At 70.6% G+C, this 25,457-nt stretch carries 18 protein-coding genes; 9 read left to right on the forward strand and 9 right to left on the reverse strand.

The genetic code is table 11. The annotated features are described in order from the left end of the window. The first annotated feature begins 35 nt into the window (after positions 1–35). Positions 36–1,082 (forward strand): zinc-dependent alcohol dehydrogenase family protein, encoded by a 1,047-nt coding sequence (locus ABZ887_RS08220; protein WP_361284462.1) that lies wholly within the window; start codon positions 36–38, stop codon positions 1,080–1,082. A 73-nt stretch (positions 1,083–1,155) separates the two neighbouring features. On the opposite strand, the gene ABZ887_RS08225 is transcribed toward ABZ887_RS08220, so the two are convergent. From ABZ887_RS08225 to ABZ887_RS08240, 4 genes are all read right to left on the reverse strand, one after another. After that, entirely contained in the window at positions 1,156–2,157 is a 1,002-nt protein-coding gene (locus tag ABZ887_RS08225) for a CopD family protein (protein ID WP_361284465.1), read from the reverse strand. A gap of 109 nt (positions 2,158–2,266) precedes the next feature. Continuing rightward, positions 2,267–3,643: a CoA transferase gene (locus ABZ887_RS08230; protein ID WP_361284468.1), complete on the reverse strand. Its 1,377-nt coding sequence runs from the start codon at positions 3,641–3,643 to the stop codon at positions 2,267–2,269. Positions 3,644–3,682: 39 nt separating this feature from the next. Then, positions 3,683–5,218, reverse strand: coding sequence for a S8 family serine peptidase (locus ABZ887_RS08235; protein ID WP_361284471.1), 1,536 nt, complete (start codon positions 5,216–5,218; stop codon positions 3,683–3,685). Positions 5,219–5,280: 62 nt separating this feature from the next. Then, positions 5,281–6,807 carry a S8 family serine peptidase gene (locus ABZ887_RS08240; protein ID WP_361284474.1) on the reverse strand — a complete coding sequence of 509 codons (1,527 nt, stop codon included), beginning with the start codon at positions 6,805–6,807 and terminating at the stop codon, positions 5,281–5,283. 348 nt (positions 6,808–7,155) lie between these two features. On the opposite strand from ABZ887_RS08240, the gene ABZ887_RS08245 reads away from it, so the two are divergent. From ABZ887_RS08245 to moaA, 3 genes are all read left to right on the forward strand, one after another. After that, positions 7,156–7,512 carry a DUF485 domain-containing protein gene (locus tag ABZ887_RS08245; RefSeq protein ID WP_361284477.1) on the forward strand — a complete coding sequence of 119 codons (357 nt, stop codon included), beginning with the start codon at positions 7,156–7,158 and terminating at the stop codon, positions 7,510–7,512. Further along, complete coding sequence (locus ABZ887_RS08250; protein WP_361284480.1) at positions 7,509–9,155, forward strand: cation acetate symporter; 1,647 nt, start codon at positions 7,509–7,511, stop codon at positions 9,153–9,155. Before ABZ887_RS08245 ends, ABZ887_RS08250 begins: the two co-directional genes overlap by 4 nt. 153 nt (positions 9,156–9,308) lie before the next feature. After that, entirely contained in the window at positions 9,309–10,298 is a 990-nt protein-coding gene (gene moaA / locus ABZ887_RS08255) for a GTP 3',8-cyclase MoaA (RefSeq protein WP_361284483.1), read from the forward strand. Positions 10,299–10,304: 6 nt separating this feature from the next. On the opposite strand, the gene ABZ887_RS08260 is transcribed toward moaA, so the two are convergent. Further along, positions 10,305–10,556 (reverse strand): hypothetical protein, encoded by a 252-nt coding sequence (locus tag ABZ887_RS08260; RefSeq protein ID WP_361284652.1) that lies wholly within the window; start codon positions 10,554–10,556, stop codon positions 10,305–10,307. A gap of 202 nt (positions 10,557–10,758) precedes the next feature. Further along, a complete protein-coding gene (locus ABZ887_RS08265) occupies positions 10,759–11,160 on the reverse strand; it encodes a DUF3099 domain-containing protein (protein ID WP_361284486.1) in 402 nt (133 codons plus the stop codon). A 245-nt stretch (positions 11,161–11,405) separates the two neighbouring features. On the opposite strand from ABZ887_RS08265, the gene ABZ887_RS08270 reads away from it, so the two are divergent. After that, positions 11,406–11,687 carry a GlsB/YeaQ/YmgE family stress response membrane protein gene (locus ABZ887_RS08270; protein WP_361284489.1) on the forward strand — a complete coding sequence of 94 codons (282 nt, stop codon included), beginning with the start codon at positions 11,406–11,408 and terminating at the stop codon, positions 11,685–11,687. Positions 11,688–11,784: 97 nt separating this feature from the next. Here the strand turns inward: ABZ887_RS08270 and tyrS are convergent, their stop codons facing one another. From tyrS to ABZ887_RS08285, 3 genes are all read right to left on the reverse strand, one after another. Next, positions 11,785–13,053, reverse strand: a complete 1,269-nt coding sequence (tyrS, locus tag ABZ887_RS08275; protein WP_361284492.1) for a tyrosine--tRNA ligase — start codon at positions 13,051–13,053, stop codon at positions 11,785–11,787. Positions 13,054–13,132: 79 nt separating this feature from the next. Further along, positions 13,133–14,527, reverse strand: a complete 1,395-nt coding sequence (locus tag ABZ887_RS08280; protein ID WP_361284495.1) for a metallopeptidase TldD-related protein — start codon at positions 14,525–14,527, stop codon at positions 13,133–13,135. Between the two features lie 82 nt (positions 14,528–14,609). Continuing rightward, a complete protein-coding gene (locus tag ABZ887_RS08285; RefSeq protein ID WP_361284498.1) occupies positions 14,610–16,133 on the reverse strand; it encodes a TldD/PmbA family protein in 1,524 nt (507 codons plus the stop codon). Between the two features lie 761 nt (positions 16,134–16,894). Here ABZ887_RS08285 and ABZ887_RS08290 point away from each other — a divergent pair. The 4 genes from ABZ887_RS08290 (at position 16,895) to fabI (ending at position 25,443) form a co-directional block, all read left to right on the forward strand. After that, a complete protein-coding gene (locus ABZ887_RS08290) occupies positions 16,895–22,288 on the forward strand; it encodes a hypothetical protein (protein WP_361284501.1) in 5,394 nt (1,797 codons plus the stop codon). Continuing rightward, positions 22,285–23,811, forward strand: a complete 1,527-nt coding sequence (locus tag ABZ887_RS08295; RefSeq protein ID WP_361284504.1) for a hypothetical protein — start codon at positions 22,285–22,287, stop codon at positions 23,809–23,811. Before ABZ887_RS08290 ends, ABZ887_RS08295 begins: the two co-directional genes overlap by 4 nt. A gap of 139 nt (positions 23,812–23,950) precedes the next feature. Continuing rightward, positions 23,951–24,670 carry a 3-oxoacyl-[acyl-carrier-protein] reductase gene (gene fabG, locus ABZ887_RS08300; RefSeq protein ID WP_361284507.1) on the forward strand — a complete coding sequence of 240 codons (720 nt, stop codon included), beginning with the start codon at positions 23,951–23,953 and terminating at the stop codon, positions 24,668–24,670. 5 nt (positions 24,671–24,675) lie between these two features. Next, the gene (fabI, locus tag ABZ887_RS08305; protein ID WP_361284510.1) at positions 24,676–25,443 is read left to right on the forward strand and encodes an enoyl-ACP reductase FabI; all 768 of its coding nucleotides are present in this window, start codon (positions 24,676–24,678) and stop codon (positions 25,441–25,443) included. The last annotated feature ends 14 nt before the right edge of the window (positions 25,444–25,457 follow it).

Here is a 25,457-nt window from a genome sequence, read left to right on the forward strand (position 1 = left end):
CGCATCCACGACACTGCACGAGAAGGACCCTCGCCATGCGTGCCACCACCATCCATGCCCCGTTCGACATGCGCGTGGAGGACGTGCCCGAGCCCGTGGTGCAGCTGCCCACCGACGCCGTCGTACGGGTGCTGCGCGCCTGCATCTGCGGCAGCGACCTGTGGGCGTACCGGGGCGAGTCGGCCCGGCAGCCGGGGCAGCGCATCGGGCACGAGTTCCTCGGCGTGGTCGAGGAGACCGGCTCCGAGGTGGGCACCGTGCGGCGCGGCGACCTCGTGGTCGCCCCCTTCATGTGGTCCGACGGCGTCTGCGACTACTGCCGTGAGGGCCTGACCACGTCCTGCGAGCACGGCGGCTTCTGGGGCGCCGTGGGGTACGACGGCGGCCAGGGCGAGGCCGTGCGCGTCCCGTTCGCCGACGGCACCCTGGTCCGGCTGCCCAAGGACGCGGCCTCCGACGACCACCTGCTGTCCGCCCTGCTCACCCTCTCCGACGTGCTCGGCACCGGCCACCACGCGGCCCTCGGCGCGGGCGCCCGGCCCGGTGCCACGGTCGCCGTCGTCGGCGACGGCGCGGTCGGCCTGTGCGCCGTGCTGGCTGCCAAGCGGCTGGGCGCCGAGCGGATCATCGCGCTGGGCCGGCACGAGGTCCGCACCGACATCGCGCGCCGCTTCGGCGCCACCGACGTCGTCGCCGAACGCGGGGAAGCGGCCGTGGCGGCCGTACGCGAACTCACCCGGGGCCAGGGCGCGCACTCCGTCGTCGAGGCCGTCGGCACCGAGCAGTCCATGCGGACGGCCGTCGAGATCACCCGCGACGGCGGCGCGATCGGCTTCGTCGGCGTCCCGCACGGCAGCGGTACCGGCCTGGACCTCGGCGTCATGTTCGACCGGAACATCGCCCTGCGCGGCGGCGTCGCCCCCGTCCGCGCCTACATCCCCGACCTGCTGCCCGACGTCCTGGACGGCACGATCGACCCGTCGCCGGTCTTCGACCTGACCGTCGGCATCGAGGGCGTGCCCGACGGCTACAAGGCGATGGACGAGCGCACCGCCCTGAAGGTGCTCGTCACCAACGGCTGAATCAACGCCCCGATCAACACTTGATCGAGCCGATCATCGATCAAGTCCGCCTGATCGGCAACGGCAGCATCGATCAAGTCCACCTGATCGGCAGCGGCAGCGCCGTCAGCACCCCCGACACCGCGACCACCACCCCCAGCACGGCCACCTCGGCCCGCGCGGGCACGTACGCGGTCAGCGGGTCGGTCGCCCGGCGCAGCCGGAACCGCGCCCACAGCGCGAGCACGGCGACGGCGGCGACGAGGATCACCTTGGCCAGCAGGGTGCGCCCGTACGCCGTCGTCGTCAGCTGGTCCAGGACCGTGCCCGTGGGCATCCGCCGCAGCGAACTCCACACGCCCGTCGCGACGATGGCCGCGAGCAGTACGGCCGCCACGCGCGCGTAGAGCCCGAGCAGCGCCGCCCCGGCCGCCCGGCCGCGCCACCGGCGCAGCATGCGCAGCGCGTGCAGCAGACCGCCCACCCACAGCGTCGCGCACGTCAGATGCACCAGGGTCAGCGCGGAGCCGAGCAACGGGCTGTGCTCGGGCGCGGGATGGGCGCGCAGCGCCTCGGCGACGGCCACCGCCGCCAGCGGCCACACCTGGGCCGCCGGGCGGCGCGAGCGGGCGCACAGACCGGCCAGCAGAAAGGCGTTGACCTCGATCAGCGCCAACTTGCCGTCACGCGACTGGTACAGGCCGCCCACGTCGACGTCGGCGACCGAGCGCGGCACCAGGTTGCCCGTCGACACGACCGACGCGAGCCCCAGGGCGGCGACGAAACCGGCGACGGCCGCGAACACCGCCCAACTGGACGGCCGTTCGGGCGGCGCGTCCGGCAGCCGGCGGACCAGCCGGTCCACGAACAGCTCGCCCGACGGCACGCACAGGGCGGCGAACAGCACCCCGCGCAGCAGGGCGATGCCGCCCACCCCGGGCGCCGCGGCCTCCCCGGTGTCCCGCAGCGCCATGGACGGCCCGAGCAGCGGCACCAGCGCGGCCACCGCCACCAGGACCAGGACGGCGACGGCCCGCCAGGTCCCCGGGCGTCTCGCGGGGCGGCTCGCGGCCACCTCGGCGGTCGGTCGTGTCAACGGCCCCCCTGATCTCCACCAGTCATCACAGAAGCGGGCAAGTACAGGAAAACAGCTGGCGGAACGGCATACCACCTATTCGTCCGTTTCCGGCCGTCCGGCGCGTACTTCATACCCAGCGGGCCGGAACCGATCCCCAGGGCACCGGAGGCCGGGCCCAGTCGGCCGGTCCGCCCGCGAAGGACACCGGCGGCCGCGCGTACCGCAGCCGCCCCAGTGCGCTGTCCGTCTCCGCGAGCCAGGCGTCCGGCCCGTCGTACGGCTCACCGGTCCCGGAACCCGGCTCCAGCTCCTCCGTCAGCCACCGCGCGGTCCGCGCCAGAGCCAGCCGTACGAACCTGCTGCCGCCGTCGTAGGACTGCTCGGTCAGCGCCCGCAGCACGCCGGCCGCCAGCAGATAGCCGGTGCCGTGGTCCAGTGCCTGCGCGGGCAGCGCGCCCGGCCGGTCCGCCGAGCCCTCGATCTCCGCGATGCCCGTGGCGACCTGGACCAGGCTGTCGAAGCCGCGCCGTCCGCCCCACGGCCCGTACGCGCCCCACGCCGACACCTGGGCCACGACCAGCCCGGGCCGCCGTTCGGCGAGCGCCTCGGGGGAGAGCCCCAACCGGTCCAGGGCGCCCGGCCGGTAGCCGGTGACCACGACGTCCGCCGCGGCCAGCAGCTCCTCGAAGGCAGCCCGGTCCGTCGTCAGGTCGAGCGTCGCCGAGCGCTTCCCGAAGCCCGTGTCGGCGTGCTGGTCGGGGAGTTCGGGCAGCCATGGCGCGTCCAGCCGCAGGACGTCGGCGCCCAGCAGTCCGAGGGTGCGGGTGGCGACCGGACCGGCCAGGACCCGGGTCAGGTCCAGGACGCGCAGGCCGGTGGCGGGCAGCAGGGGAGCGGCACCGGCGTCGAGCGGCGGGAGCACGCGCGCGTGCGCCGCGTCCGGGCGGCCCCGCTCGACCAGGGGCCGCGCGGCCACCTCGGCGGCCTGCTCGTGCCCGGCCCACTCCTCGGGCGAGCGCAGCGCCACGGCGAGCCCGCCGGTGGCGTAGACCGCGTTCTCCACGTCCCGGGCGGGCCGCTCGGCGATCCGCGCCGCCACGTCCTCCACCGAGGCGCCCTCCGCCAGCCCCAGCGCGTCCAGCAGCCGGGCCCTGTGGTGCGGGTAGTTGGCGTGGGTGCGCACCCAGCCGTCAGCGGTGCGCCAGAACCGGGACAGCGGGGCGAACTGCACGGGCGCCCGCCCGTCGACCAGCAGGTGCCGCTCGCTGGTGAAGGCCGTCGCCACGGCCCCGTCGTCCATCCGGACCCCGGGCACCTCCGCGGCCCCGGCCCGCCGTGCTCCCAGCTCGGCGGCGGCCAGTGCGCACACACCGACGCAGGCGCGGGCGAGCCGGTGTACCGGAAGGTGTGCCGGAAGCGTGCCCGCGCGCGTCACGGTCGTGACCCGCGCGGGCAGCGACGGATCGCCGCCCAGCGCGGACCACGCGTACTTGATTCCAGTCATGACTGCACTATGCATGATTGACTGGATCAATATATGTACCTACCTGGTCACCGCCGCCAGTGCGTCGGCGGTGCCCCAGCCGTAGAAGCCGTTGCGGTTCCTGGAGCCCTCGCACACCGCGTCGATCTTGCCGTCGCCGTTGATGTCGTACGGGTCGGTGCACGGCGTCGCGGTCGCCTCGGCGTACAGCAGGGCCTTCACCAGGGCGGCGGAGGCGTGCGGATGGGTTGACTTGATCAATGCGGCGACACCGACGACATGGGGGGTCGCCATCGACGTGCCCGCCATGTAGCCCCACCTGCCGCCCGGCAGCGGGCCCAGGATCAGGCCGCTGGTGGCCGGGGGCGCCGGCGTCTGGTAGGCCGTCGCGTCGCCGCCGGGCGCGGCGATGTCGATGACTCCGAGGCCGTAGTTGGAGAACGACGACTTGAGGCCCTTCGCGCCGGTCGCCGCGACCGTGACGACGCCCGGCAGCTGGGTCGGTATGTCGAAGCACGTGTGCGGGTCGATCACCCGGTCGCTGGGGGTGGCGTCGTTCGGCGAGACCGGGTCGGTGATGGAGTGGGAGGCCAGGTCGTAGCTCTCGTTGCCGGCCGCCGCGACGTTGACCGTGCCCTTGCGCTCCGCGAACTGCGAGGCCCGGGTGATGGCGTCGACGAGCGCCTTCTGGTCCGGGTCGTCGGTGCAGTTGAAGTACCAGGGGTCGGTGTAATAGCTGTTGTTGGTGACGTCGATGTGGTGCTCGGCCGCCCACACGAAGCCGCAGACCACGGCCTCCGTGTAGAAGTACCCGGCGGTGGTGGCGACCTTGATGCCGGCCACCTTGACGCCCGGTGCCACACCGGTGATGCCGATCCCGTTCTTGGCGCCCGCGATCTCGCCCGCCACGTGCGTCCCGTGCGGGCTCTCCGCCGCGGTGGGCCGCCAGGCGCCGTACGTCGTGTCCGGCTTGCCCGTGACGCAGTTGGTGGACTGCGAGGCGGAGAAGTTGGGGGCGATGTCCGGGTGGGTGTCGTCGACGCCGGTGTCGATGACGGCGACGGTGACCTTCGAGCTGCCCAGGGTCTTCTCGTGCGCCTTGTCCGCCTTGATGGCCGGCAGGTCCCACTGCAACGGCTCCAGCGGGTCCTGCCCGTCGGTCGCCTGCGCGTCCGCCGCCGAGACCTGCTCGGAGCTCAGCACCTCGGGCGTGCCGACGTCGGTGGTCGACTGGGCGGGCAGCGGCGCGTTGCGGGTGTTCCCGGCGGAGTCCACGCCGGGCACCTTGCGGATGATCTTGGCGAAGTCGGCGTTCGACGAGTGGACGACGATCACACCGATCTCGTCGTACGCGATCACCACCGAGCCGCCGGCCCGCTCGATCGCCTTCTGGACCCGCGCGGAAGTGCCGTGTCCGGGGCGGACGTTGACGACATAGCTGAGGGATGTCGTGCCGTCGGTGGCGGCCGCGGACGCAGCCGCGCCGGTGTCGGCGGCGGACGCCGAGACGTTGGGCAGGAAGGCGAGGGCCGTGGCCATGGCCATACCGAGCGGGAGGGCGAGGACGCGACGGTAGCGCGGCTTGGGCGCGGTCATCTGAGGTCTCCAGTTCGTTCGCGGAACGGGCATGCCGTGCGGGAAGTCCTGCTCTGCGGTGACTACTTGACGGCGCGCAGCGCGTCGACGACACCGGAGCCGTAGAAGCCGTTGACGTGCTTGCCGCCCACGCAGGTGGCGTCGACGACGCCGTCGCCGTCCCCGTCGTACGGGCCGGACGGGCAGCCCGGGTTGTCCGCCTCGGCCTTGAGGAGGGCCTGCAGCTGGGCCGGAGTGGCGTGCGGGTGGGTCGACTTCAGCAGCGCGGCCACGGCGGCCACGTGCGGGGACGCCATCGAGGTGCCCTGAAGGAAGCCGTACTGGTCGTTCGGCAGGGTGGACAGGATGCGGCCGTTCTTCGACGGCGTGTCCGGGATCTGGTACTTGTCGCCGCCCGGGCCCGCCACGTCGATGACGCCCTGGCCGTAGCTGGAGTAGTACGACTTCGTGTCGTTGACGCCGACCGCGCTCACGGTGACCACACCGGGCAGTTGGGTCGGCACGTCGAAGCACTCGTGCGGGTCGACCGTCCGGGTGGTGGCGGTCGAGTCGTCCGGGCTGGAGTCGTCCGTGAGGGCGTGCGAGTCGAGGTCGTCGTTCGAGTTGCCCGCCGAGGCCACATTGAGCGTGCCCTTGCGCTGGGCGTACAGCTGAGCCCTGTTGACCGCGTCAACGATGGCGCGTTGATCGGGGTCGTCCATGCAGTTGTACAGCCATGGGTCAACGTAGTAGCTGTTGTTGGTGATCTCGATGCCGTGGTCGGCGGCGAAGACGAAGGCGCAGACGACGCTCTCCGGGTAGAACAGCTGCGTCGAGTCGGGCTGGGCCACGGTGATGCTCGCGACCTTCACGCCCGGTGCCACGCCGGCCACGCCGATCCCGTTGCGGGCCGCGGCTATCTCACCGGCGACATGGGTGCCGTGGTAGTGGTCGGCGTCCACCGGCCGCCAGGCGCCGTACGTCGTGTCCGCCTTGCCGCTCACGCAGTTGGCGGACTGCGAGGCGGAGAAGTTGGGGGCGATGTCCGGGTGGGTGTCGTCGACGCCGGTGTCGATGATGCCGACCGTCACCGAGCGGCTCCCCGGGTTGATCGCGGCGGCCTTGTCGGCGCCGATGGCCCGCAGGTCCCACTGGTCGGCCTCGAGAGGCTCCTGGCCCGCCGTCGCCCGCTGCTCGGCCTTCGCGGCCGCCGCCTTCGACAGGACCTGCACGGCGCCCTCGTCCGTGGTTCCCGCCGCGCTCAGCGGAGCCGTCCGGGTGGCGCCCGCCGACTGCACCCCGCGCACCGCGCGCATGGCCGCGCCGAAGTCCGGGTTCGCCGAGTGCGCGACGATCACGCCGATCCTGTCGTACGTCGCGATGACCGTGCCGCCGTTGCGGACGACCGCCCGCTGCACCGAGTCGATCGTGCGATGGTCCGTCCTGGTGTTGACGACATAGGCCAGGTTCGGCCCGTCCGTCACCGACGCCGCCCGGGCGGTCAGCGGGACCGCGGAAGCCGCCGCCGGCACGAGGCCGAGCGAGGCGGTCAGCGACAGGACGACCGGGACGGCGAGCGCCAGCCCGCGTCTGGAACGCAGATGAGCCATGGGGTCTCCACATCATCCGGAACATCGGCCGAGAACACCGGCCGAAAACGGGACCGCCCAAGACGCGAGTGGCGCTTGGGCAGGTACATGACGGGTGGTGCACGGCCGAAGCTATCTCCCGCAGTCACCGGCCAGCAATGACCGGAGGTGACTTGCGCCGACGACTTCCGAAAGAACCCGGGCGAGTTGAACCTGTCCACGCGTGGCGCCGTGACCTCGGGGAGGGAGCCGCAGCAGGATCGAGGCCCCCCGTCGGATTCACTCACCGGAGTCAATGTGTCACTCCAGGTGAGTGATCCACATGTCTGTGAGGTCAGAATCCGCATGTCCGTATCGCGAGGAGACTCCGTGGCCACCGAGACACCACCGCCCTCGAACACACAGACCCGGCTCCCCTCCGGCGAGGAGTTCGCCGAGGTGCAGCAGAGTCCGGAGTTCGCCGAACTGCGGCACTCCTACCGCTCCTTCGCCTTCCCGCTGACCGTCGCCTTCATCGCCTGGTACCTGCTGTACGTCCTGCTCTCCAGCTACGCGGACGGCTTCATGGGCACCAAGGTCGTCGGCAACATCAACGTGGCCCTGGTCCTCGGCCTCGCCCAGTTCCTCACCACGTTCCTCATCGCCTGGTGGTACGCCCGGCACGCCGCCGCCAAGCTCGACCCCAAGGCCGAGGCCATCAAGTCCCGGATGGAGGGCGGCGCATGAGCCCCGCGATCACACTGGCGGCCGACAGCTCCGCGATCACGCTGGCGGCCGGTGAGGCAAGCGAGCACCGGACCCTGATCATCACCCTGTTCGCGGTGTTCGTCGCCGCGACCCTCGTCATCACCGTATGGGCGGGCCGCCAGACCAAGGACGCCGCCGACTTCTACGCGGGCGGCCGCCAGTTCACCGGCTTCCAGAACGGCCTCGCCGTCTCCGGCGACTATATGTCCGCCGCGTCCTTCCTGGGCATCGCCGGCGCCATCGCCCTCTTCGGCTACGACGGCTTCCTGTACTCCATCGGCTTCCTGGTCGCCTGGCTGGTCGCCCTGCTCCTGGTCGCCGAGCCGCTGCGCAACTCCGGCCGCTACACCATGGGCGACGTGCTGGCCTACCGCATGCGCCAGCGCCCCGTCCGGACCGCCGCTGGCACCTCGACCATCGTCGTCTCGATCTTCTACCTGCTGGCCCAGATGGCGGGAGCGGGCGTCCTCGTCTCCCTCCTCCTCGGCATCACCAGCGACGGCGGCAAGATCGGCATCGTCGCCCTGGTCGGCGTCCTGATGATCGTCTACGTCACCATCGGCGGCATGAAGGGCACCACCTGGGTCCAGATGGTCAAGGCCGTGCTGCTCATCGCGGGTGCCCTGCTGTTGACCCTCATGGTCCTGGCCAAGTTCAACTTCAACGTCTCCGACCTGCTCGGCAAGGCCGCCGACAACAGCGGCAAGGGCGCCGCCTTCCTGGAGCCCGGCCTGAAGTACGGCGCCACCGGCACCAGCAAGCTGGACTTCCTCTCCCTCGGCATCGCCCTGGTCCTCGGCACCGCCGGCCTGCCGCACATCCTGATCCGCTTCTACACCGTGCCCACCGCCAAGGCGGCCCGGAAGTCGGTCCTCTGGGCGATCGGCCTGATCGGCACCTTCTACCTGATGACCCTCGCCCTCGGCTTCGGCGCGGCCGCGCTGATCAAACCGGACGAGATCATCGCGTCCAACAAGTCCGGCAACACCGCGGCCCCCCTCCTCGCCCTCCACCTCGGCGGCGTCGACTCCAACTGGGGCGCGATCCTGCTGGCCACCATCTCGGCGGTGGCCTTCGCGACCATCCTCGCGGTGGTCGCGGGCCTCACCCTGGCGTCCTCGTCGTCCTTCGCGCACGACATCTACGCCAACGTCATCAAGAAGGGCCAGGCCACCGAGAAGCAGGAGATCAACGCGGCACGGTACGCCACGGTCGGCATCGGCGCCGTCTCCATCCTGCTCGGCGCCCTCGCCCGCGACCTGAACGTCGCCGGCCTGGTCGCCCTCGCCTTCGCGGTCGCCGCCTCCGCCAACCTGCCGACCATCCTCTACAGCCTCTTCTGGAAGCGGTTCACCACCGCCGGAGCCCTCTGGTCGATCTACGGCGGCCTGGTCACCGCGGTCGGCCTGGTGCTGTTCTCGCCGGTGGTCTCCGGCAAGGAGACGTCGATGTTCCCGAGCGTCGACTTCCACTGGTTCCCGCTGGAGAACCCGGGCATCATCTCGATCCCGGTCGGTTTCCTCCTCGGCGTCGTGGGCACCCTGCTGTCCAAGGAGGCACCGGACACCCAGAAGTACGCGGAGCTGGAGGTGCGGTCCCTGACAGGTACCGGAGCACACTGAGCTTCGTACGACTGGCCGCGTCGACGGGATCGTAGAGTCCTACGACGCGGCCGCGTCGTACCTCGTGGCATCGGGCCCCTCGCGATGTCGGTGGTGTCACGTAGGCTCGCAGGTGACGGGAATGAACTGGTCCGGACGCGGGAGGGGGCCCACGTGCTCATCGACACCTATGGCCGGGTGGCCACCGATCTGAGGGTCTCGCTGACCGACCGGTGCAATCTGCGCTGTACGTACTGCATGCCCGAGGAGGGGCTGCAGTGGCTGGCCAAGCCCGACCTGCTCACGGACGACGAGATCGTCCGGCTGATCGACGTCGCCGTCCGTCTGCTGGGCGTCGAGGAGGTCCGCTTCACCGGCGGCGAGCCGCTGCTCCGTCCCGGCCTGGTCGGCATCGTGGAGCGGGTGGCGGCCCTGGCCCCCCGTCCCCGGATGTCCCTGACGACCAACGGCATCGGCCTGCGCCGCACCGCGACGGCCCTGAAGGCGGCCGGCCTGGACCGGGTCAACGTCTCCCTGGACACCCTCCGCCCGGACGTCTTCAAGACCCTCACCCGCCGTGACCGCCACCAGGACGTCCTGGACGGCCTCCGGGCCGCCCACGACGCCGGCCTCACCCCGGTCAAGGTCAACACGGTCCTGATGCCGGGACTGAACGAGGACGAGGCCCCCGACCTGCTCGCCTGGGCGGTGACCCACGGCTACGAACTGCGCTTCATCGAGCAGATGCCCCTGGACGCCCAGCACGGCTGGAAGCGCGACAGCATGGTGACGGCCGGGGACATCCTCGCCTCGCTGCGCACCCGCTTCGACCTCACCCCCGAGGGCGCGGACGACCGCGGTTCGGCCCCGGCGGAGCGCTGGCTGGTCGACGGCGGCCCGCACCGCGTCGGCGTCATCGCCTCCGTCACCCGCCCGTTCTGCGCGGCCTGCGACCGCACCCGCCTCACGGCCGACGGCCAGATACGGACCTGCCTGTTCGCGCGGGAGGAGACGGACCTGCGCGGCGCGCTCCGCTCGGGCGCGCCGGACGAGGAGATCGCCCGCACGTGGCGGCTGGCGATGTGGGGGAAGAAGGCAGGGGCGGGACTGGACGATCCGGCGTTCGTGCAGCCTGACCGCCCGATGTCCGCGATCGGCGGCTAGCCCCGCCTACTCGGCCCGCCCGGGCGACTCCGACTCCCACTCCCGCAACAGCACCACGTCCTTCAGGAACCCCCGCACCCCGAGGAACTGCGAGAGATGCTCCCGGTGCTCCTCACAGGCGAGCCAGGTCTTGCGCCGCTCCGGCGTGTGGATCTTCGGGTTGTTCCACGCCAGCACCCACACGGCGGCGGCGCGACAGCCCTTCGCTGAGCAAATAACGTCACTCACTGCTTCGTCTCGCACTGCTTCGTCTCGCAAAAAAAGCCCCGCAAACAAGGCGACGCCGAGCAGCCACGGGGGGAGCTGCCCGGCGTCGGTCCGTCGCTCCGACGGGGGATGCGGAGCGCGTACGCAGTATGTCACGGGTCACCCTTGGCCCGGCACTGGAACAGCACGACAGATCTGAGCATTTCTTGAGCTTCGCGCCGGGTCGCCGCCTGTCCGCGACAGGTCCCGATCGTCAGACCGACTCCGGACGCTCGCCCCTCACCGCCCCCGCCGCCGGGTCCGCCACCACGTCCTCCGGGACGGATTCCGCATGCGGCGCCTCCGCCCGCGGCGGCGCGATCATCAGCCGGGTCGGCGCGACCCCGAAGGTCGACGGAAGCGACGGCGGCCGTTCCCGTCCGGCGTTGGCGATCACGACGGCGACATAGGGGAGCAGCGCCCCGAGCACCAAAGCCACGACGGCCACGTACCGTTCGACGTTCCACAACGTCACCGCGAGGATCACCGACATGGTCCGCACGGTCATCGAGATGATGTACCGCCGCTGCCGACCGCGTACGTCCTCCGCCAGGCCGGTGCGGGCTCCGGTGATCCGGAACACCTGGACGTTGCCGTCGCCGCGCTGCTTCCGCATCACATTCCACCATCCGCCCGCATCGGACTCTCCCCGACCCCTGCCCGGCCCGCACCCGCTCGGGTATCCGGGCCAGGACGCTTCCCACGTTACGCCGCGCCTGCGCCGCCTTCGAGACCGGGTCGCCCTCCCGCCTGCGTGAACGCCCTGCGCCGTAGCGCGTACGGCCCTACCGACATGCGCCGTACGGCGTACGGACCCAGACTTGGCGTAATGCTCACGTCGAGCCGTACGAGGAGGCAGTCATGGGCTGGTTGTGGGCGATCATCGTGGGTTTCGTGCTGGGTCTGATCGCGAAGGCGGTCATCCCGGGCAAGCAGCACAGTCCACTCTGGCTGACGACCATCTTCGGCATCCTGGGCGCCATCGCCGGCAACGCGATCGCCCGCGCGGTGGGCGTGGCGGAGACACGGGGCATCGACTGGACCCGCCACCTGTTCCAGCTGGTGGCGGCGATCATCATCGTCTTCCTGGGCGACATGGCGTACACGGCGACGGTGGGGAAGCGGAAACAGCACGCCCCGTAAGGGGCGCGGGGCTGTGTCAATTTGCGGCTCCGCCGCGTGGGCGCGACCAGCCACGACGAACCGGCACTCCGCAACGCACCCCGTACTCCTACGGCGCCTACGAACCGACGACCTCCACGGCCGCCAGGTTCTTCTTCCCCCGCCGCAGCACCAGCCACCGCCCGTGCAACAGCTCCGCAGGATCCGGTACCGCGTCCTCGGCGGTCACCTTCACGTTGTTCACGTAGGCCCCGCCCTCCTTCACGGTCCGCCGCGCGGCGGACTTGCTGGCCACCAGCCCGACCTCGGCGAACAGGTCGACCACCGGACCCAGCTCGGCGACCCGGACATGCGGCACCTCGGACAGCGCGGCGGCCAGCGTCCGGTCGTCCAGCTCCGACAGCTCGCCCTGCCCGAAGAGGGCACGGGAGGCGGCCATCACGGCAGCCGTCTGGTCGGCGCCGTGCACCAGCGTCGTCAGCTCCTCGGCCAGCGCGCGCTGGGCCGCCCGCGCCTGCGGACGCTCCTCGGTCTGCTTCTCCAGCTCCTCGATCTCCTCGTGGGACCTGAAGCTGAAGATCCGCAGGAACTTGGAGACGTCCCGGTCGTCCGCGTTCAGCCAGAACTGGTAGAAGGCGTACGGCGTGGTCATCTCCGGGTCGAGCCAGACCGTGCCGGACTCCGTCTTGCCGAACTTGGTGCCGTCGGCCTTGGTGATCAGCGGCGTGCCCAGTGCGTGCACCACGGCGTCGGGCTCGACCTTGTGGATCAGGTCGGTGCCCGAGGTGAGGTTGCCCCACTGGTCGCTGCCGCCGGTCTGCAACGTGCAGCCGTACCGCCGGTACAGCTGCAGGAAGTCCATGCCCTGCAGGATCTGGTAGCTGAACTCCGTGTAGCTGATGCCCTCCTGGGACTCCAGGCGCCGGGCCACGGCCTCCTTCGCGATCATCTTGTTCACGCGGAAGTGCTTGCCGATGTCCCGCAGGAACTCGATGGCCGACAGGCCCTGCGTCCAGTCCAGGTTGTTGACCATGACCGCCGCGTTCGGACCCTCGAAGTCCAGCAGCGGAGCGATCTGGGCGCGCAGCCGCTCCACCCACTGGGCGACGACCTCGGGGTCGTTGAGCGTGCGCTCGGAGTTCGGCTTCGGGTCACCGATCAGGCCGGTGGCACCCCCGACCAGGCCCAGCGGGCGGTGGCCCGCCTGCTGGATCCGGCGCATCGTGAGGATCTGCACGAGGTTGCCGAGGTGCAGGCTGGGCGCGGTCGGGTCGAAGCCGCAATAGAACGTGACGGGACCGTCCGCGAACGCCTTGCGCAATGCGTCCTCGTCCGTGGAGAGGGCGATGAGCCCCCGCCACTTCAGTTCGTCGACGATGTCCGTCACGGTTCTCGTATCTCCTTGAACGATCTTCGGCAGATCTCTGGATGATCTTCGGGCAGTCGTGCGACCACCGGCTACGAGGTTATACGCCCTGACTGACAGAGCTCATATTGAAGTCGGGCACGCGCAGCGCGGGCATCGCAGCCCTAGTGAACCAGTCGCTCCACTCCCTCGGCAGCGTCTTTTCCGTGCGCCCGGCCTCGGTCGCCCGCCCCAGCAGGTCCACCGGCGACTCGTTGAACCGGAAGTTGTTCACCTGCCCGGTGACCTGGCCGTTCTCCACCAGGTAGACGCCGTCCCGGGTCAGGCCCGTGAGCAGCAGCGTCGCCGGGTCGACCTCGCGGATGTACCAGAGGCAGGTCAGCAGCAGCCCGCGCTCGGTGGCGGCGACCATGTCCTCCAGGGAGCGGTCCTGGCCGCCGTCGAGGATCAGGTTGCCGCCCGCCGGGGCGACCGGCAGCCCGGTGAGGCCCGCGCTGTGCCGGGTGGTCGTCAGGTTCTTCAGCTCACCGCGCGCGACCCACTCGGTAGGGGAGACGGGCAGCCCGTTGTCGAAGACCGACTGGTCCCCGCCGGAGGAGTGCGCGAGGACGAAGGGCGCGGACTCCAGACCCGGCTCGTTCGGGTCGCTGCGCAGCGTCAGCGGCAGGTCGGTCAGCTTCTCGCCGACCCGGGTGCCGCCGCCCGGCTTGGAGAACACGGTCCGTCCTTCGGCCGCGTCCCGGCCCGACGCCGACCACAGCTGGTAGATCAGCAGGTCGGCGACGGCGGTCGGCGGAAGCAGCGTCTCGTACCGGCCGGCCGGGAGGTCCACGCGCCGCTCGGCCCAGCCCAGCCGTACGGCGAGCTCGGCGTCGAGCGCGCCGGGGTCGACGTCCTTGAAGTCCCGCGTGGACCGCCCGGCCCAGGCGGAGCGCGTACGGTCCGGCGACTTGGCGTTCAGCTCCAGCGTGCCGGTGGGCTGGTCGTGCCGCAGCCGCAGCCCGGTCGAGGTGCCCACGTACGTCGACACCAGCTCGTGGTTGGCGAAGCCGTACAGCTCACGGCCGCCGGCACGCGCGCGTGCGAAGGCCTCGCCGAGCGCCGGGGCGAAGTCGGAGAACACGGCGGAGGAGGTCTCGGCGGGCGCGTCCGCGAAGTCCGGGGCCTCCGGTACGCCGGTGACCAGCGGCTGGGCGTCCTCGGCGGGCCCGGCCCCGCGCGCGGCGGCCTCGGCGGCCCGCACCAGCGGCTCCAGGTCGTCCGCGGTCACGGCCGACCGGGACACCACGCCCGAGGCGGTGCCCTCCTTGCCGTCGACCGTCGCGATGACGGTGAGCGAGCGGCCGCGCGTGACGCCGTTGGTGGTGAGCGCGTTGCCGGCCCAGCGCAGGTTGGCGGTGGAGTGCTCGTCGGCGATGACCACACAGCCGTCGGCCCGCGACAGTTCCAGCGCACGCTCGACGATCTCGTGCGGCTTGTTGCTACGGGCGCTCATCGACCGGCCTCCTGCGTGGTGTTGAGGATGTGCTTTCCCGGGGGGCAACCCCCGGACCCCCGGCCGAGTCCTGCACTGACGCTCATCGACCGGCCTCCTGCGTGGTGTTGAGGATGTTGACGCCCTTGAAGAGGGCCGACGGGCAGCCGTGCGACACCGCGGCGACCTGTCCCGGCTGGGCCTTGCCGCAGTTGAAGGCGCCGCCGAGGACGTAGGTCTGGGGGCCGCCGACGGCCGCCATGGAGCCCCAGAAGTCGGTGGTCGTCGCCTGGTAGGCGACATCGCGCAGCTGCCCGGTGATCCGGCCGTTCTCGATCCTGAAGAACCGCTGGCCGGTGAACTGGAAGTTGTAGCGCTGCATGTCGATGGACCAGGAGCGGTCGCCGACCACGTAGATCCCGCGGTCGACCCCGCCGATCAGGTCCTCCGTCGCCAGCCCGGCCGGGTCCGGCTGCAGGGACACGTTGGCCATGCGCTGCACGGGGACGTGCCCGGGGGAGTCGGCGTACGCGCACCCGTTGGAGCGGTCGAAGCCGGTCAGCTTCGCGATCCTGCGGTCCAGCTGGTAGCCGACGAGCGTGCCGTCCTTCACCAGGTCCCAGGACTGGCCCGCGACACCCTCGTCGTCGTAGCCGATGGTCGCGAGGCCGTGCTCGGCGGTGCGGTCACCGGTGACGTTCATCAGCTCGGAGCCGTACTTCAACTTGCCGAGCTGGTCGAAGGTGGCGAAGGAGGTGCCGGCGTAGGCGGCCTCGTAGCCGAGCGCACGGTCCAGTTCGGTGGCGTGGCCGATGGACTCGTGGATGGTCAGCCACAGGTTGGAGGGGTCGACCACCAGGTCGTACAGGCCCGCCTCGACGCTCGGCGCCCGCATCTTCTCGGCCAGCAGCTCCGGGATCTGCTCCAGCTCGGTGTCCCAGTCCCAGCCGGTGCCGGTGAGGTACTCCCAGCCGCGGCCGACCGGCGGTGCGATGGTCCGCATCGAGTCGAACTCGCCGCTGGACTCGTCGACCGACACCGCCGTCAGCTGCGGATGCAGCCGCACCCGCTGCTGGGTCGTCACGGTCCCGGCCGTGTCCGCGTAGAACTTGTTCTCGTGCACGGTGAGCAGCGAGGCGTCGACATGGCTGACGCCGTTCGCCGCCAGCAGCCGCGCGCTCCACTCCGCGAGCAGCGCCGCCTTCTCCTCGTCCGGCACGGAGAACGGATCGATCTCGTACGACGAGACCCACGTCTTCTCCGCGTGCACCGGCTCGTCGGCCAGCTGCACCCGCTCGTCGGACCCCGCGGCCTTGATCACCTGCGCCGAGAGCTTCGCCATCGCCACCGCCTGCGAGGCGACCTTGGCGGCCGCGTCGAGGCTCAGGTCCACCCCCGACGCGAAGCCCCACGTGCCGCCGTGCACGACCCGGACCGCGTACCCGAGGTCGGTGGTGTCCGACGATCCGGCGGGCTTGGCGTCCCTCAGCCGCCAGGACGCGCTGCGCACCCGCTCGAACCGGAAGTCCGCATGCTCGGCCCCGAGCGCACGCGCGCGTGCCAGCGCGGCGTCGGCCAGAGCCCGTAGGGGCAACGCGAGAAAGGTTGGATCGATTCCGTAGGCCACAGGAGGCTCTCCCCTATTGACGTTTCATTGCGAGGCCGGACAAGCCGCAGTCAAGCACGTACGCGGCGGATCGTGCGGCGTCCACAGCCTGCGTACCGGCGGTGAAGACCCCGTTACGGAATTCGTCGGGCAAGTGCCAGGATGTGAACACCGAGTGGCATGATGACGCCATGCTGGGGTGGGGGACAGATTTTCGCACGTGGCTCGCGACGCTCGAAGAGCCGGACATCCGCAGCCTGTTGACGCGCCATCACTGTCTGCGTCACCAGTCCTGGGGCCGTCGTCATGACGGCGGCAGCCGCGCACCGGTCACGCGACGTGATGTGAACGCCTTCCGGGTCTGGGTCGCCAGGGTGAGACAGCCGCAGCTTCAGTCTGCGGCCTCTTGCGGGTTGACCTGGGCACGCCGGGCGCTCGTCGAGGAACACGGCTGCGCCGCGGACCTGCTCGAGGAACCGACCCTTGAGCAACTCGAGGCTGCGCTTTGGGTCTTGGAGGCGCCGCTCGCACGCTGCGCGCTGTACGGAATGTTGTCCCCCGATATGAGGAAGACGCCGATGGCCCCCGTGGTCGTGGGCCATACGGACAGATTGCGGAAGGCAGCCGACCAGCAGCCCCCGTCGAACCCCGCTGAGATTCTCGGGAGAGTCGTGCCAGCAGCAGGACAGCCAGCACCGGAAGCTTCGGTCGGCGAGTCGTCGCACTCCGCAGACGAGCAGCCTGCCCGAGACGAGAACGCGGTTCCGGTTCCGGCCCCCCGCGTGGGCCGGGACCTGGCGCTCGACGGTGTACTGGCCGAACTGACGGGTTCCGGACGGCAGCTGTCCGCCTCGCTGCGCAGCGTCGCCGACGTGGTGGAGTCGGGCCGTCGCCCCGGGGCGACGCGTGATCTGACGGAGGCGATGACGGCCTGGGTCGGCCTGCGTGACCGTGCCGCCGACCTGTGCGCCGACTCAGGCGTCGACTGGTCGCACGAATCGGACTACGCATGGCTGACCGCCGAGCGCGCGCGGCTGCGGAAGTCCCGTGACGAACTCGCCGCCCTGCGGGCGAGAGCTGAGTCCTACAACACCTTGATCGACGCCACCATGGATCCGGACGAGGGAGCGACCCTCACCATGTTGCGTGATCGCCTGCGGGCACAGATCGCCGAACTGGAGAGCACGCTCGGGGGCGGTACGGCATCGGGCGCGACCGTTTCCGGTGACGGCCCCGACGACGATACGCGCGAGACGCTGGCGGCCCGGCCGACCGGGGACCCGCGCACCGACGGCGGCAAGGACCCGGCCCGCGACCGTGCCCCGGAGCCCGGCCGGGTGGAGACCGCGGCCGCAACCCTGGAGGAGGAGGTGTCCGCGACTCCGGTGGAGTCCGCCCCCGATACCGGGACGACGGTCGTGCCGACTTTCCGGGACGCCGTCGAATCCGGGACCGAGCCGGTCGAGCCAGCGCCACGGACAGCACGACTCGCCGCTTCCGCAGAGGCTGACGAACCGGAGACCTCCACCGCGCACCCGGCCCTTGGCGGCGAGGGAGTGCCGGAGCGGTACGAAGATCTCGGCCAGGCACCTCCGGCCGTGGATGCTTCCTCCGAGGAGCCGGCCGTCGTGGACAGCGCGTACGAGGCGTCCGCCGGGAGCGAGGACACGGCCTCCGAGGTCCTGGCGGAGGCTCTCCCGGACGACGCCTCCCAGCCGGAGACGATGGCAGAGCAGGAGCCGTGGCCGCCGTCGGTCGCGGACGCGGACTGGGACGTGCGGGCGCCGTGGGAGACAGGGAAGGAACCGCCGGTCACCCTCCTGGTGAGGTCGGGGCGCCTGGCCGAGGCCTACTGGATGACCGAGGCATCCGCCGAGCCTGACATCCGCGCCCGGGCGCTCGCGTTCGCCGCAGCGGCCTTCGACTGCGTCACCGAGTCGGAGGCCACGGCAGTACAGATCACGCACGACATCGACCAGGTACTGCTCTCCCGGGACCGCGACGCATACCTCGTGGCCTTCACCGCGGCGCTGCGCGCGGGCCTCACCGCCTGCTGGCCGCATGCGCTCGTCAGCGACTTCTCGCCGCCGGCCGGGCTGGCCGAGCCCTGGCAGGAACTACTCACCGCACTCGTGGCCGCAGTGCGGAACGGCCGGTCCTTCGACCCCGGCGCGCAGCAATCGGACGACAGTCCGCAGGATCACGACCTGCGGGAAGAACTCGGTACACAGGCACGGCAGCTGCTCGAGAGCCTTTCCTGGCGTAAGACGAAGTACCAGCGTGCCACCCGGGTACTGCAGGATCTGGTCGGACCGAGCGGGGAACTCGGCCTGGCGTTGGGCGACATCATCCGATGGGTCGAGGGCGGTCCGCTGCCCGCAACCTCGTTCCGGGACCGGGCCGAGGAGCTGCGCAGTGCCGTTGACGTCGATCGGCTGATCGAGCAGACGGACAGCCGGTTCCGCACCCCTAAACAGGCGAAGGAACCCATTACCGCGGGTGCCCTTCGCCAGCTGCACACGGCCTGCCGGTCGGTCGCGGACGTCCTGACCAAGGCGGACGCGGTGGCGGCCAGTCTGCTGCGCCCGGCCGGACCCTCCCAGTCGGGCATTCCCGAACTGGCGTCCGTACGGCGCGGGCTTCGGGACGTGCCACCGCCGCCCGGCGTGGGCGGCGCGGCTCTGGACCTGCTGCACCGCTGGCTCGACGGCAAAGCGGGCCGCCCGGGCGGCGAGAACCGGCCGGCGAGGGAGGAGGGAAGTCCTCGCCCCACCACCGACTGCCTGCTCACGTTGCCCGACCTGCCACGCGACAGCGTTGACATGCCCGATCTGCATGATCCGCGTACCGCCCGCCGTATGGCGGCGCTCATGGCACCCGCGGACGTCGAACACGCGCTAAGGCGATACCTCAGCCGGGGTGACCTGCACCTGGCGCGAGCGCTCGTGGACGCCACACGACAGGACGCCGTCGGTCACGGCACGGCGGACACCGAATGGGTGGAGGGCGCGGAACGGCGCGTCCAGCAGGCACAGGAGAACTGGCGGGAGAGCGTACGCCGGCGCCACGCGGAGGCGGCAGGTCTGCTCGCCCAGATGCGGACGCTGAACCTGCTGGCGCCCGATCAGGAGCGCGAGTTCACCGGGCGGCTGCAGGAGTTCGCGGACGGAGAGTCGTCCGGCCGCTACCGGCATGCCGTGGGCCGGCTCGAAGCGCTGCAGCAGGAGCTGTCGCAGCTGGTGGAGAGGTCCACCCGCCGTCAGCGCCAGGAACTGGAGCAGTTGCGCCTTGCGTCGGGTGCACGGCTCACCTCCTCCGACTACGAGCGGATCGCCAAGCTCATCACCGAAGGCGACACGGTGACCGCAGAGGAGTTCCTCGCTCTGGCACGCGGCGGCAAGCAGCTGCCCGAGCGGCCCGAGGACGACGGTGCGGAACTCGGCACGTTTCTCGCCGGGCTGACGGGCCCGGGGGTGCCTCTGCCCGGCGGCGACGGGGTCGACGCCGATTGGTGGGCGGCCCACTACGGGTCCGGCGCCCAGCTCACGGAGGCGGCCGATCTCGGACTGCGGTCCTGGAAGGCGTTGTGCACCCGGCACGGGCGCAACAGCGAATGGCAGCAGCACCTGCCGAGGGTGTTGCGGCTGCTTGGCCTGGAGCCCAGCGGCCAGCCCGTCCTGGAGACCCGTACCCAGGGGGTGCGCCGGTTCGAGGTACGGGCGAGGGTCGCCGAGCGCCCTGGATACGTCGCCGCGCTCGGTTCCCAGGCGACCTCGTACACGGTCCAGTTGATCTGGGAGGAGCAACGGGCGAACGGCCCCCTTGCCCATCTGGAGGACGCCGATGTCGACGCCAACATCGTGCTCTACCTGCACCCGCTGGGAGTCGAGGGGCGGCGCCGGCTGGCGGACTCGGCCCGTGGCAGGGCACAGCAGGCGCTGGTGGTGGACCCCGCAGTCGTGGGCTGGATGGCCGCCGCCGCACCGGGTAGCTTCCGTGCGCTTCAACGGGTCACGCTGCCTTGGGCGGCGTACAACCCGTACACCCCGTTTGTCGCGGGACTGGTCCCGCCGGAGGTCTTCTACGGACGGGACGAGGAAATGCGGGAGGTCATGGACCCGAGCGGAGGCCTCTTCCTCTACGGCGGCCGGCAGTTGGGCAAGTCCGCGTTGCTCCGGCGGGTGGCCCGGATCTTTCCGCGGGGCTCCGACAACTACGTGGCCGTGTATCTCGACCTGCTGAAGGCGGAGATCGGCCAGGCCGAGGCGCCCGACAAGATCTGGAGCCTGCTCGCGGACGAGCTCAAGCGCCGGGGCGTGTTCGGGAACAAGAACAAGGTGTCCGAGCAGGCCGGTGCGGAGGTGGTCGCGCGGCGGCTCGGTGAGTGGCTGGACGCGGACGAGTCACGGCGACTGCTCGTACTCGCGGACGAGGCGGACGCCTTCCTGACCGCTGATTCGCGACGCACGTTCCGTACGGGCGGTGAGTCCACATTCCCCAACGTGAAGCGATTCCAGCAGCTCATGGAGCACTCGGAGCGACGATTCAAAATTGTTTTCGCCGGTCTTCACCAGGTTCAGCGTTTCGGTGCCCTGTCCAACGTCTCGACCGCGCACGGAGGCCCCGACGTACTCGTCGGCCCGCTGAAGCCACAGGCCGCCCTTCGGCTTGTCACCGAACCCATGGCCGCGCTCGGCTATGTGTTCGAGCGGCCGGAGCTGGTCTGGCGGATCCTCGCCATCACCAACTACCAGGCCAACCTGGTGCAGATCTTCTGCAGTGAACTGGTACGAACGCTGCATTCACGCCCCTACGCGGCGACGGTCCGGGCAACGGCCATCTCGGAGACCGACGTCCAGGAGGTCGCGGCCTCGGAGACCCTCCGCCGCAGGATCGCCGAAAGACTGCGTTTCACGATCAACCTGGAGGACCGCTATCGGGTCCTGGCCCTCCTCATCGCGCTGGAGAGCCTGAAGGACGGCTACCGTGGCGACTACAGCGCCAAGGAACTGCTCGACCTTGCCCGGGACGCCTGGCCGGAGGGGTTCGAGGAGTGCGGGGTGCAGCAGGCTGAGATCTATCTCAATGAGATGGCGGGACTCGGGCTGCTGATCCGTCTGGGCAATCAGGCGCGGTTCGCCGTAAGAAGCCCCAACGTAGTCAACATGCTCGGCACCCAGGAGGAACTGGAAACCGAGTTGCACGAGACAGAGTTCGGTCTCCCCTACGACTACAACCCGCGTGCCGCACGGCGCATCCTCGGCCGGGACCGGAACAGCGGTGTCCAGCGCTACAGCCCACTGACCGAAGGGCAACTCCACGAGACCGCCCAGCCGGGTGTGTCCGTGGTGTCCACCACGGACCTGCACCGGCCCGAACTGGTCCTTCAGGCCGTGTCCGCGTTCGCCGAAGGGCGCGGGGTGAAGGTCCTGCGAGCACAGCGCGGTGAGGACCTCGCCACACTCCTGGCCGCGGCCCGTCCCCGTACGGCGTACGTCGTTCTGGCCGACCTGCGGGGTGCGGGGGCCGATGCGCTGGGAGAGGAACTGCGACTCTGCGTGGATCATGTCGGACCCGCGGCCGACAAACATGTGTCACAGAACGAAGGCCGCAAGAACAAGCAGAGCCGGTCGGTTCTGGTCTTGGCCGACGCCGAGGTCGTCGGCTCGTTGCGGGGCACCGACGCGGGCCGGCGGTTGCGTGTGCGGATCCTGCAACCGCGGCGCTGGACCGCTGACTCCCTGCGCGCCTGGCCCGAGTGCCCCTTCGACTCGCGCGAGGAGCGCCGCCGGCTCACGGACGCCACCTCCGGCTGGTCCCACCTGACGGAGGTCGCCGTCGCGGACGTCTCGCTCAACGGGGCGACGCTCGACGATGCCCTTGACCACATTCGCGCCGGCACCCTCAAGCCGGCGAATGTGGACACTCACCTCGGGAAGTCCGGCCTGAGCGGCAGGGATCTCTCCCTGCTCGCCCAGTGGACCGAGTACGTCGAGGAGGGACAGGGCGTGCCTGTCGATGACGTCGAGGCCGCCACCGGCCTCACCCCCGAGGAGACCCGGGACTGGTTGGTTCGTCTCAACGATCTGAACGTCGTCGACGAGACAGACGGGGGAGTGGCACTGGATCCCGTGACCTTCCGGGCGGTGCGCGCACGAGCCGTGAAGACCGCGTGACAGCGGTCTGGCCCGATCCGGTGCTGAGCGGCCTGCCCGGCGTGAAGGCACAGCTCGACGAGATCGCCGACCAGCTGGCGGTGGGTCTGCACTGCCTTTGGCTGCTGCCCGACCAGCTGGTCGACACGGGACAGGCAGAGGACCTGTACCGGGCTGCGCTCAACAGCACGCCTGATCGCCTTGACGTGGCACCGCCTGCCGTTTCGGCGGTGCCCGCACCACGCCGTCCGGGCTCCGGCGGAACAGACGAGCTGACCGCGTACGACGCTGGCCAGTGGGAAGAGACGGACGGAGACGACTGGGGCGATCTGCCCGAGATCGACTTCGACGACGGGTTCGATATCGGCTGGTCTGCCGAGCGCCCGGCACGCAGCGTGCGTCAGGCCCTCCATGAGCAGGCCGTACCGGGACTCTTGGAACGGCTGGCCAAAGACCTCGCCGTGGATCCCGGTGAGGTCGTCGCACGGCTGACGGACCCGGCTCGCCGCTGGCGACCGGTGATAGGCCTGCGGGCCTGGGCAGAACCGGACGACCACGGGCAGGCCATCCTGGGCGTGCCAGGCGGGGGCAACAGCCGGGGCGGAGCCGTCCAGCGGCTCTTTCACGCGCTGTCCGCCGCGACCAAGGAGGCGGGCCTGCCGCCCCAGGTACGTCCGCGACTGCTCGTCGTGGCTCGGCTGAGGGACATTCCCGGAACGCTCGTCGAAGAACTGGAGCGAGACATCGCAACCACGGCCGTGCGCTGGTGGTGGGGCACGATCGGGCGCCTGGACACAGCGACGATGGTGGCGTCCACCCGAACGCGGGGCACCGAAGTCCATGTCGCACAGCGCATCCGGGCCGTCGTCCGTGACGAGGTCGTCGCCGAGATCGCCGGATTCGACCTGGCGCTCGCCCAGCGATTGGCTGTGGCGTGGGACGGCCGGGTCGGCGCACTCGGCTCCGCTCTGCGGTCCTGTCTCGACGCCGAGCAGATCGGCCGGGCCGACGCCTGCCCCGATACGACGTTCGAGGCCGGCATCCGGAGCCGCCCCGGCTCACGGCTGCGCCCGGCCTGGTCCGAAGGGCTGGTGCAGTCGTGGGAGGGCATGCTGCGTCGGCATCCGGCGGTCTGGTATGCCGACGGCGGCGTGGACGGGCCGTCCGAACTCGACCTCCTGGTGGGTCAGGCTCAGCAGCGCGCGGTGTTCCCGTGGATCGAGGACGCCCGTCATCGGCTGGCTCTCGTGGGCGTCCGTCATGCGGCCCGCCCCCTGGCCGCCCTGGTCGAGACCTACGCCCAGCGACCGCCTGCCGACTTCCGCGCGCACCCCGAGAAAGCCTTCGTGCAATTGGAGGTCGGCGCTCTGCTCTCCGCCTGTCACGAGGGCGGCCTGGTCCTTCCGAGCGAGGAATTGCGGCTGCTCAAGGTGCTGGTGAAGGCCAGAAACATCCTCGCGCACAGGGGCGCGCTCCGTGACGTCACACTGCACGCGCTGTGCGAGGAGCTCGGGCTGGCGCATCGGCGCTGGGCAAAACTGTAGGGACCCGACAGCGACACTCCCGAGCCACTGTCGGTGCCCGCTTGCTCGCGGCGATGGCCGGACCGATAGGTTTTCGATGAAGCCGCCTGTCGTGTCAGCTGTTCGGGCGGGTGGTCAGACCGAACGAAAGGGTGATCCGTTGAGCCGCTCGGTTCTCGTCACTGGAGGCAACCGGGGCATCGGCCTCGCCATCGCCCGTGCTTTCGCCGACAACGGCGACAAGGTTGCCGTCACGTACCGCTCCGGTGAGCCGCCGGCCGACCTCAAGGAACTGGGCGTCCTGGCCGTCAAGTGCGACATCACCGACTCCGAGCAGGTGGAGCAGGCCTACAAGGAGATCGAGGACGCGCACGGCCCGGTCGAGGTCCTGATCGCCAACGCCGGCATCACCAAGGACACGCTCCTGATGCGGATGTCCGAGGAGGACTTCACCTCGGTCCTCGACACCAACCTCACCGGCACCTTCCGGGTCGTCAAGCGCGCGAACCGCGGCATGCTGCGTGCCAAGAAGGGCCGCGTCGTTCTCATCTCCTCGGTCGTCGGCCTCTACGGTGGTCCCGGCCAGGCCAACTACGCCGCCTCCAAGGCGGCCCTGGTCGGCTTCGCGCGGTCCCTCGCCCGGGAGCTGGGCTCGCGCAACATCACCTTCAACGTCGTCGCGCCCGGCTTCGTCGACACCGACATGACCAAGGTGCTCACCGACGAGCAGCGCGCCACCATCGTGTCGCAGGTGCCGCTCGGCCGGTACGCGGAGCCCGAGGAGGTCGCCGCGACGGTGCGGTTCCTCGCCTCGGACGACGCCTCGTACATCACTGGAGCCGTCATCCCCGTTGACGGCGGACTGGGAATGGGTCACTGATCACCATGAGTGGAATCCTCGAGGGCAAGCGCATCCTGATCACGGGTGTGCTGATGGAGTCCTCCATCGCCTTCCACGCGGCCAAGCTGGCCCAGGAGCAGGGTGCCGAGATCATCCTCACCGCGTTCCCGCGGCCCACGCTGACCGAGCGCATCGCCAAGAAGCTGCCGAAGCCCACCAAGGTCATCGAGCTCGACGTGACGAACGACGAGCACCTCGGCCGCCTTGCCGACCTCGTCGGCGAGGAGCTCGGCGGCCTCGACGGCGTCGTCCACTCCATCGGCTTCGCCCCGCAGGACGCGCTCGGCGGCAACTTCCTGAACACGCCGTTCGAGTCCGTTGCCACCGCCATGCACGTCTCGGCGTACTCCCTGAAGTCGCTGACCATGGCCTGCCTGCCGCTGATGCAGAACGGCGGCTCGGTCGTCGGCCTCACCTTCGACGCCCAGTACGCCTGGCCGCAGTACGACTGGATGGGCCCGGCCAAGGCCGCCCTGGAGGCCACCAGCCGCTACCTCGCGCGTGACCTGGGCAAGCAGAACATCCGCTGCAACCTCATCTCCGCCGGCCCGATCGGCTCCATGGCCGCCAAGTCCATCCCGGGCTTCAGCGACCTGGCCGCCGTCTGGGACCACCGCTCCCCGCTGGAGTGGGACCTCAAGGACCCGGAGCCGGCCGGCAAGGGCATCGTCGCCCTGCTGAGCGACTGGTTCCCGAAGACCACCGGCGAGATCATCCACGTGGACGGCGGTCTGCACGCCATCGGCGCCTGACCCGCACGGACCCC

It is taken from the genome of Streptomyces sp. NPDC047061 (assembly GCF_040643955.1).
In the GTDB taxonomy this organism is placed as follows: domain Bacteria; phylum Actinomycetota; class Actinomycetes; order Streptomycetales; family Streptomycetaceae; genus Streptomyces.

What these genes read in the sequence shown, in the direction of transcription:
- ABZ887_RS08230 (WP_361284468.1), bottom strand. Translation starts at nt 3,643, where the DNA reads ATGACTGGAATCAAGTACGCGTGGTCCGCGCTGGGCGGCGATCCGTCG.
- ABZ887_RS08220 (WP_361284462.1), top strand. Translation starts at nt 36, where the DNA reads ATGCGTGCCACCACCATCCATGCCCCGTTCGACATGCGCGTGGAGGAC.
- ABZ887_RS08265 (WP_361284486.1), bottom strand. Translation starts at nt 11,160, where the DNA reads ATGCGGAAGCAGCGCGGCGACGGCAACGTCCAGGTGTTCCGGATCACC.
- ABZ887_RS08250 (WP_361284480.1), top strand. Translation starts at nt 7,509, where the DNA reads ATGAGCCCCGCGATCACACTGGCGGCCGACAGCTCCGCGATCACGCTG.
- fabI (WP_361284510.1), top strand. Translation starts at nt 24,676, where the DNA reads ATGAGTGGAATCCTCGAGGGCAAGCGCATCCTGATCACGGGTGTGCTG.
- ABZ887_RS08240 (WP_361284474.1), bottom strand. Translation starts at nt 6,807, where the DNA reads ATGGCTCATCTGCGTTCCAGACGCGGGCTGGCGCTCGCCGTCCCGGTC.
- ABZ887_RS08280 (WP_361284495.1), bottom strand. Translation starts at nt 14,527, where the DNA reads ATGAGCGCCCGTAGCAACAAGCCGCACGAGATCGTCGAGCGTGCGCTG.
- ABZ887_RS08235 (WP_361284471.1), bottom strand. Translation starts at nt 5,218, where the DNA reads ATGACCGCGCCCAAGCCGCGCTACCGTCGCGTCCTCGCCCTCCCGCTC.
- ABZ887_RS08270 (WP_361284489.1), top strand. Translation starts at nt 11,406, where the DNA reads ATGGGCTGGTTGTGGGCGATCATCGTGGGTTTCGTGCTGGGTCTGATC.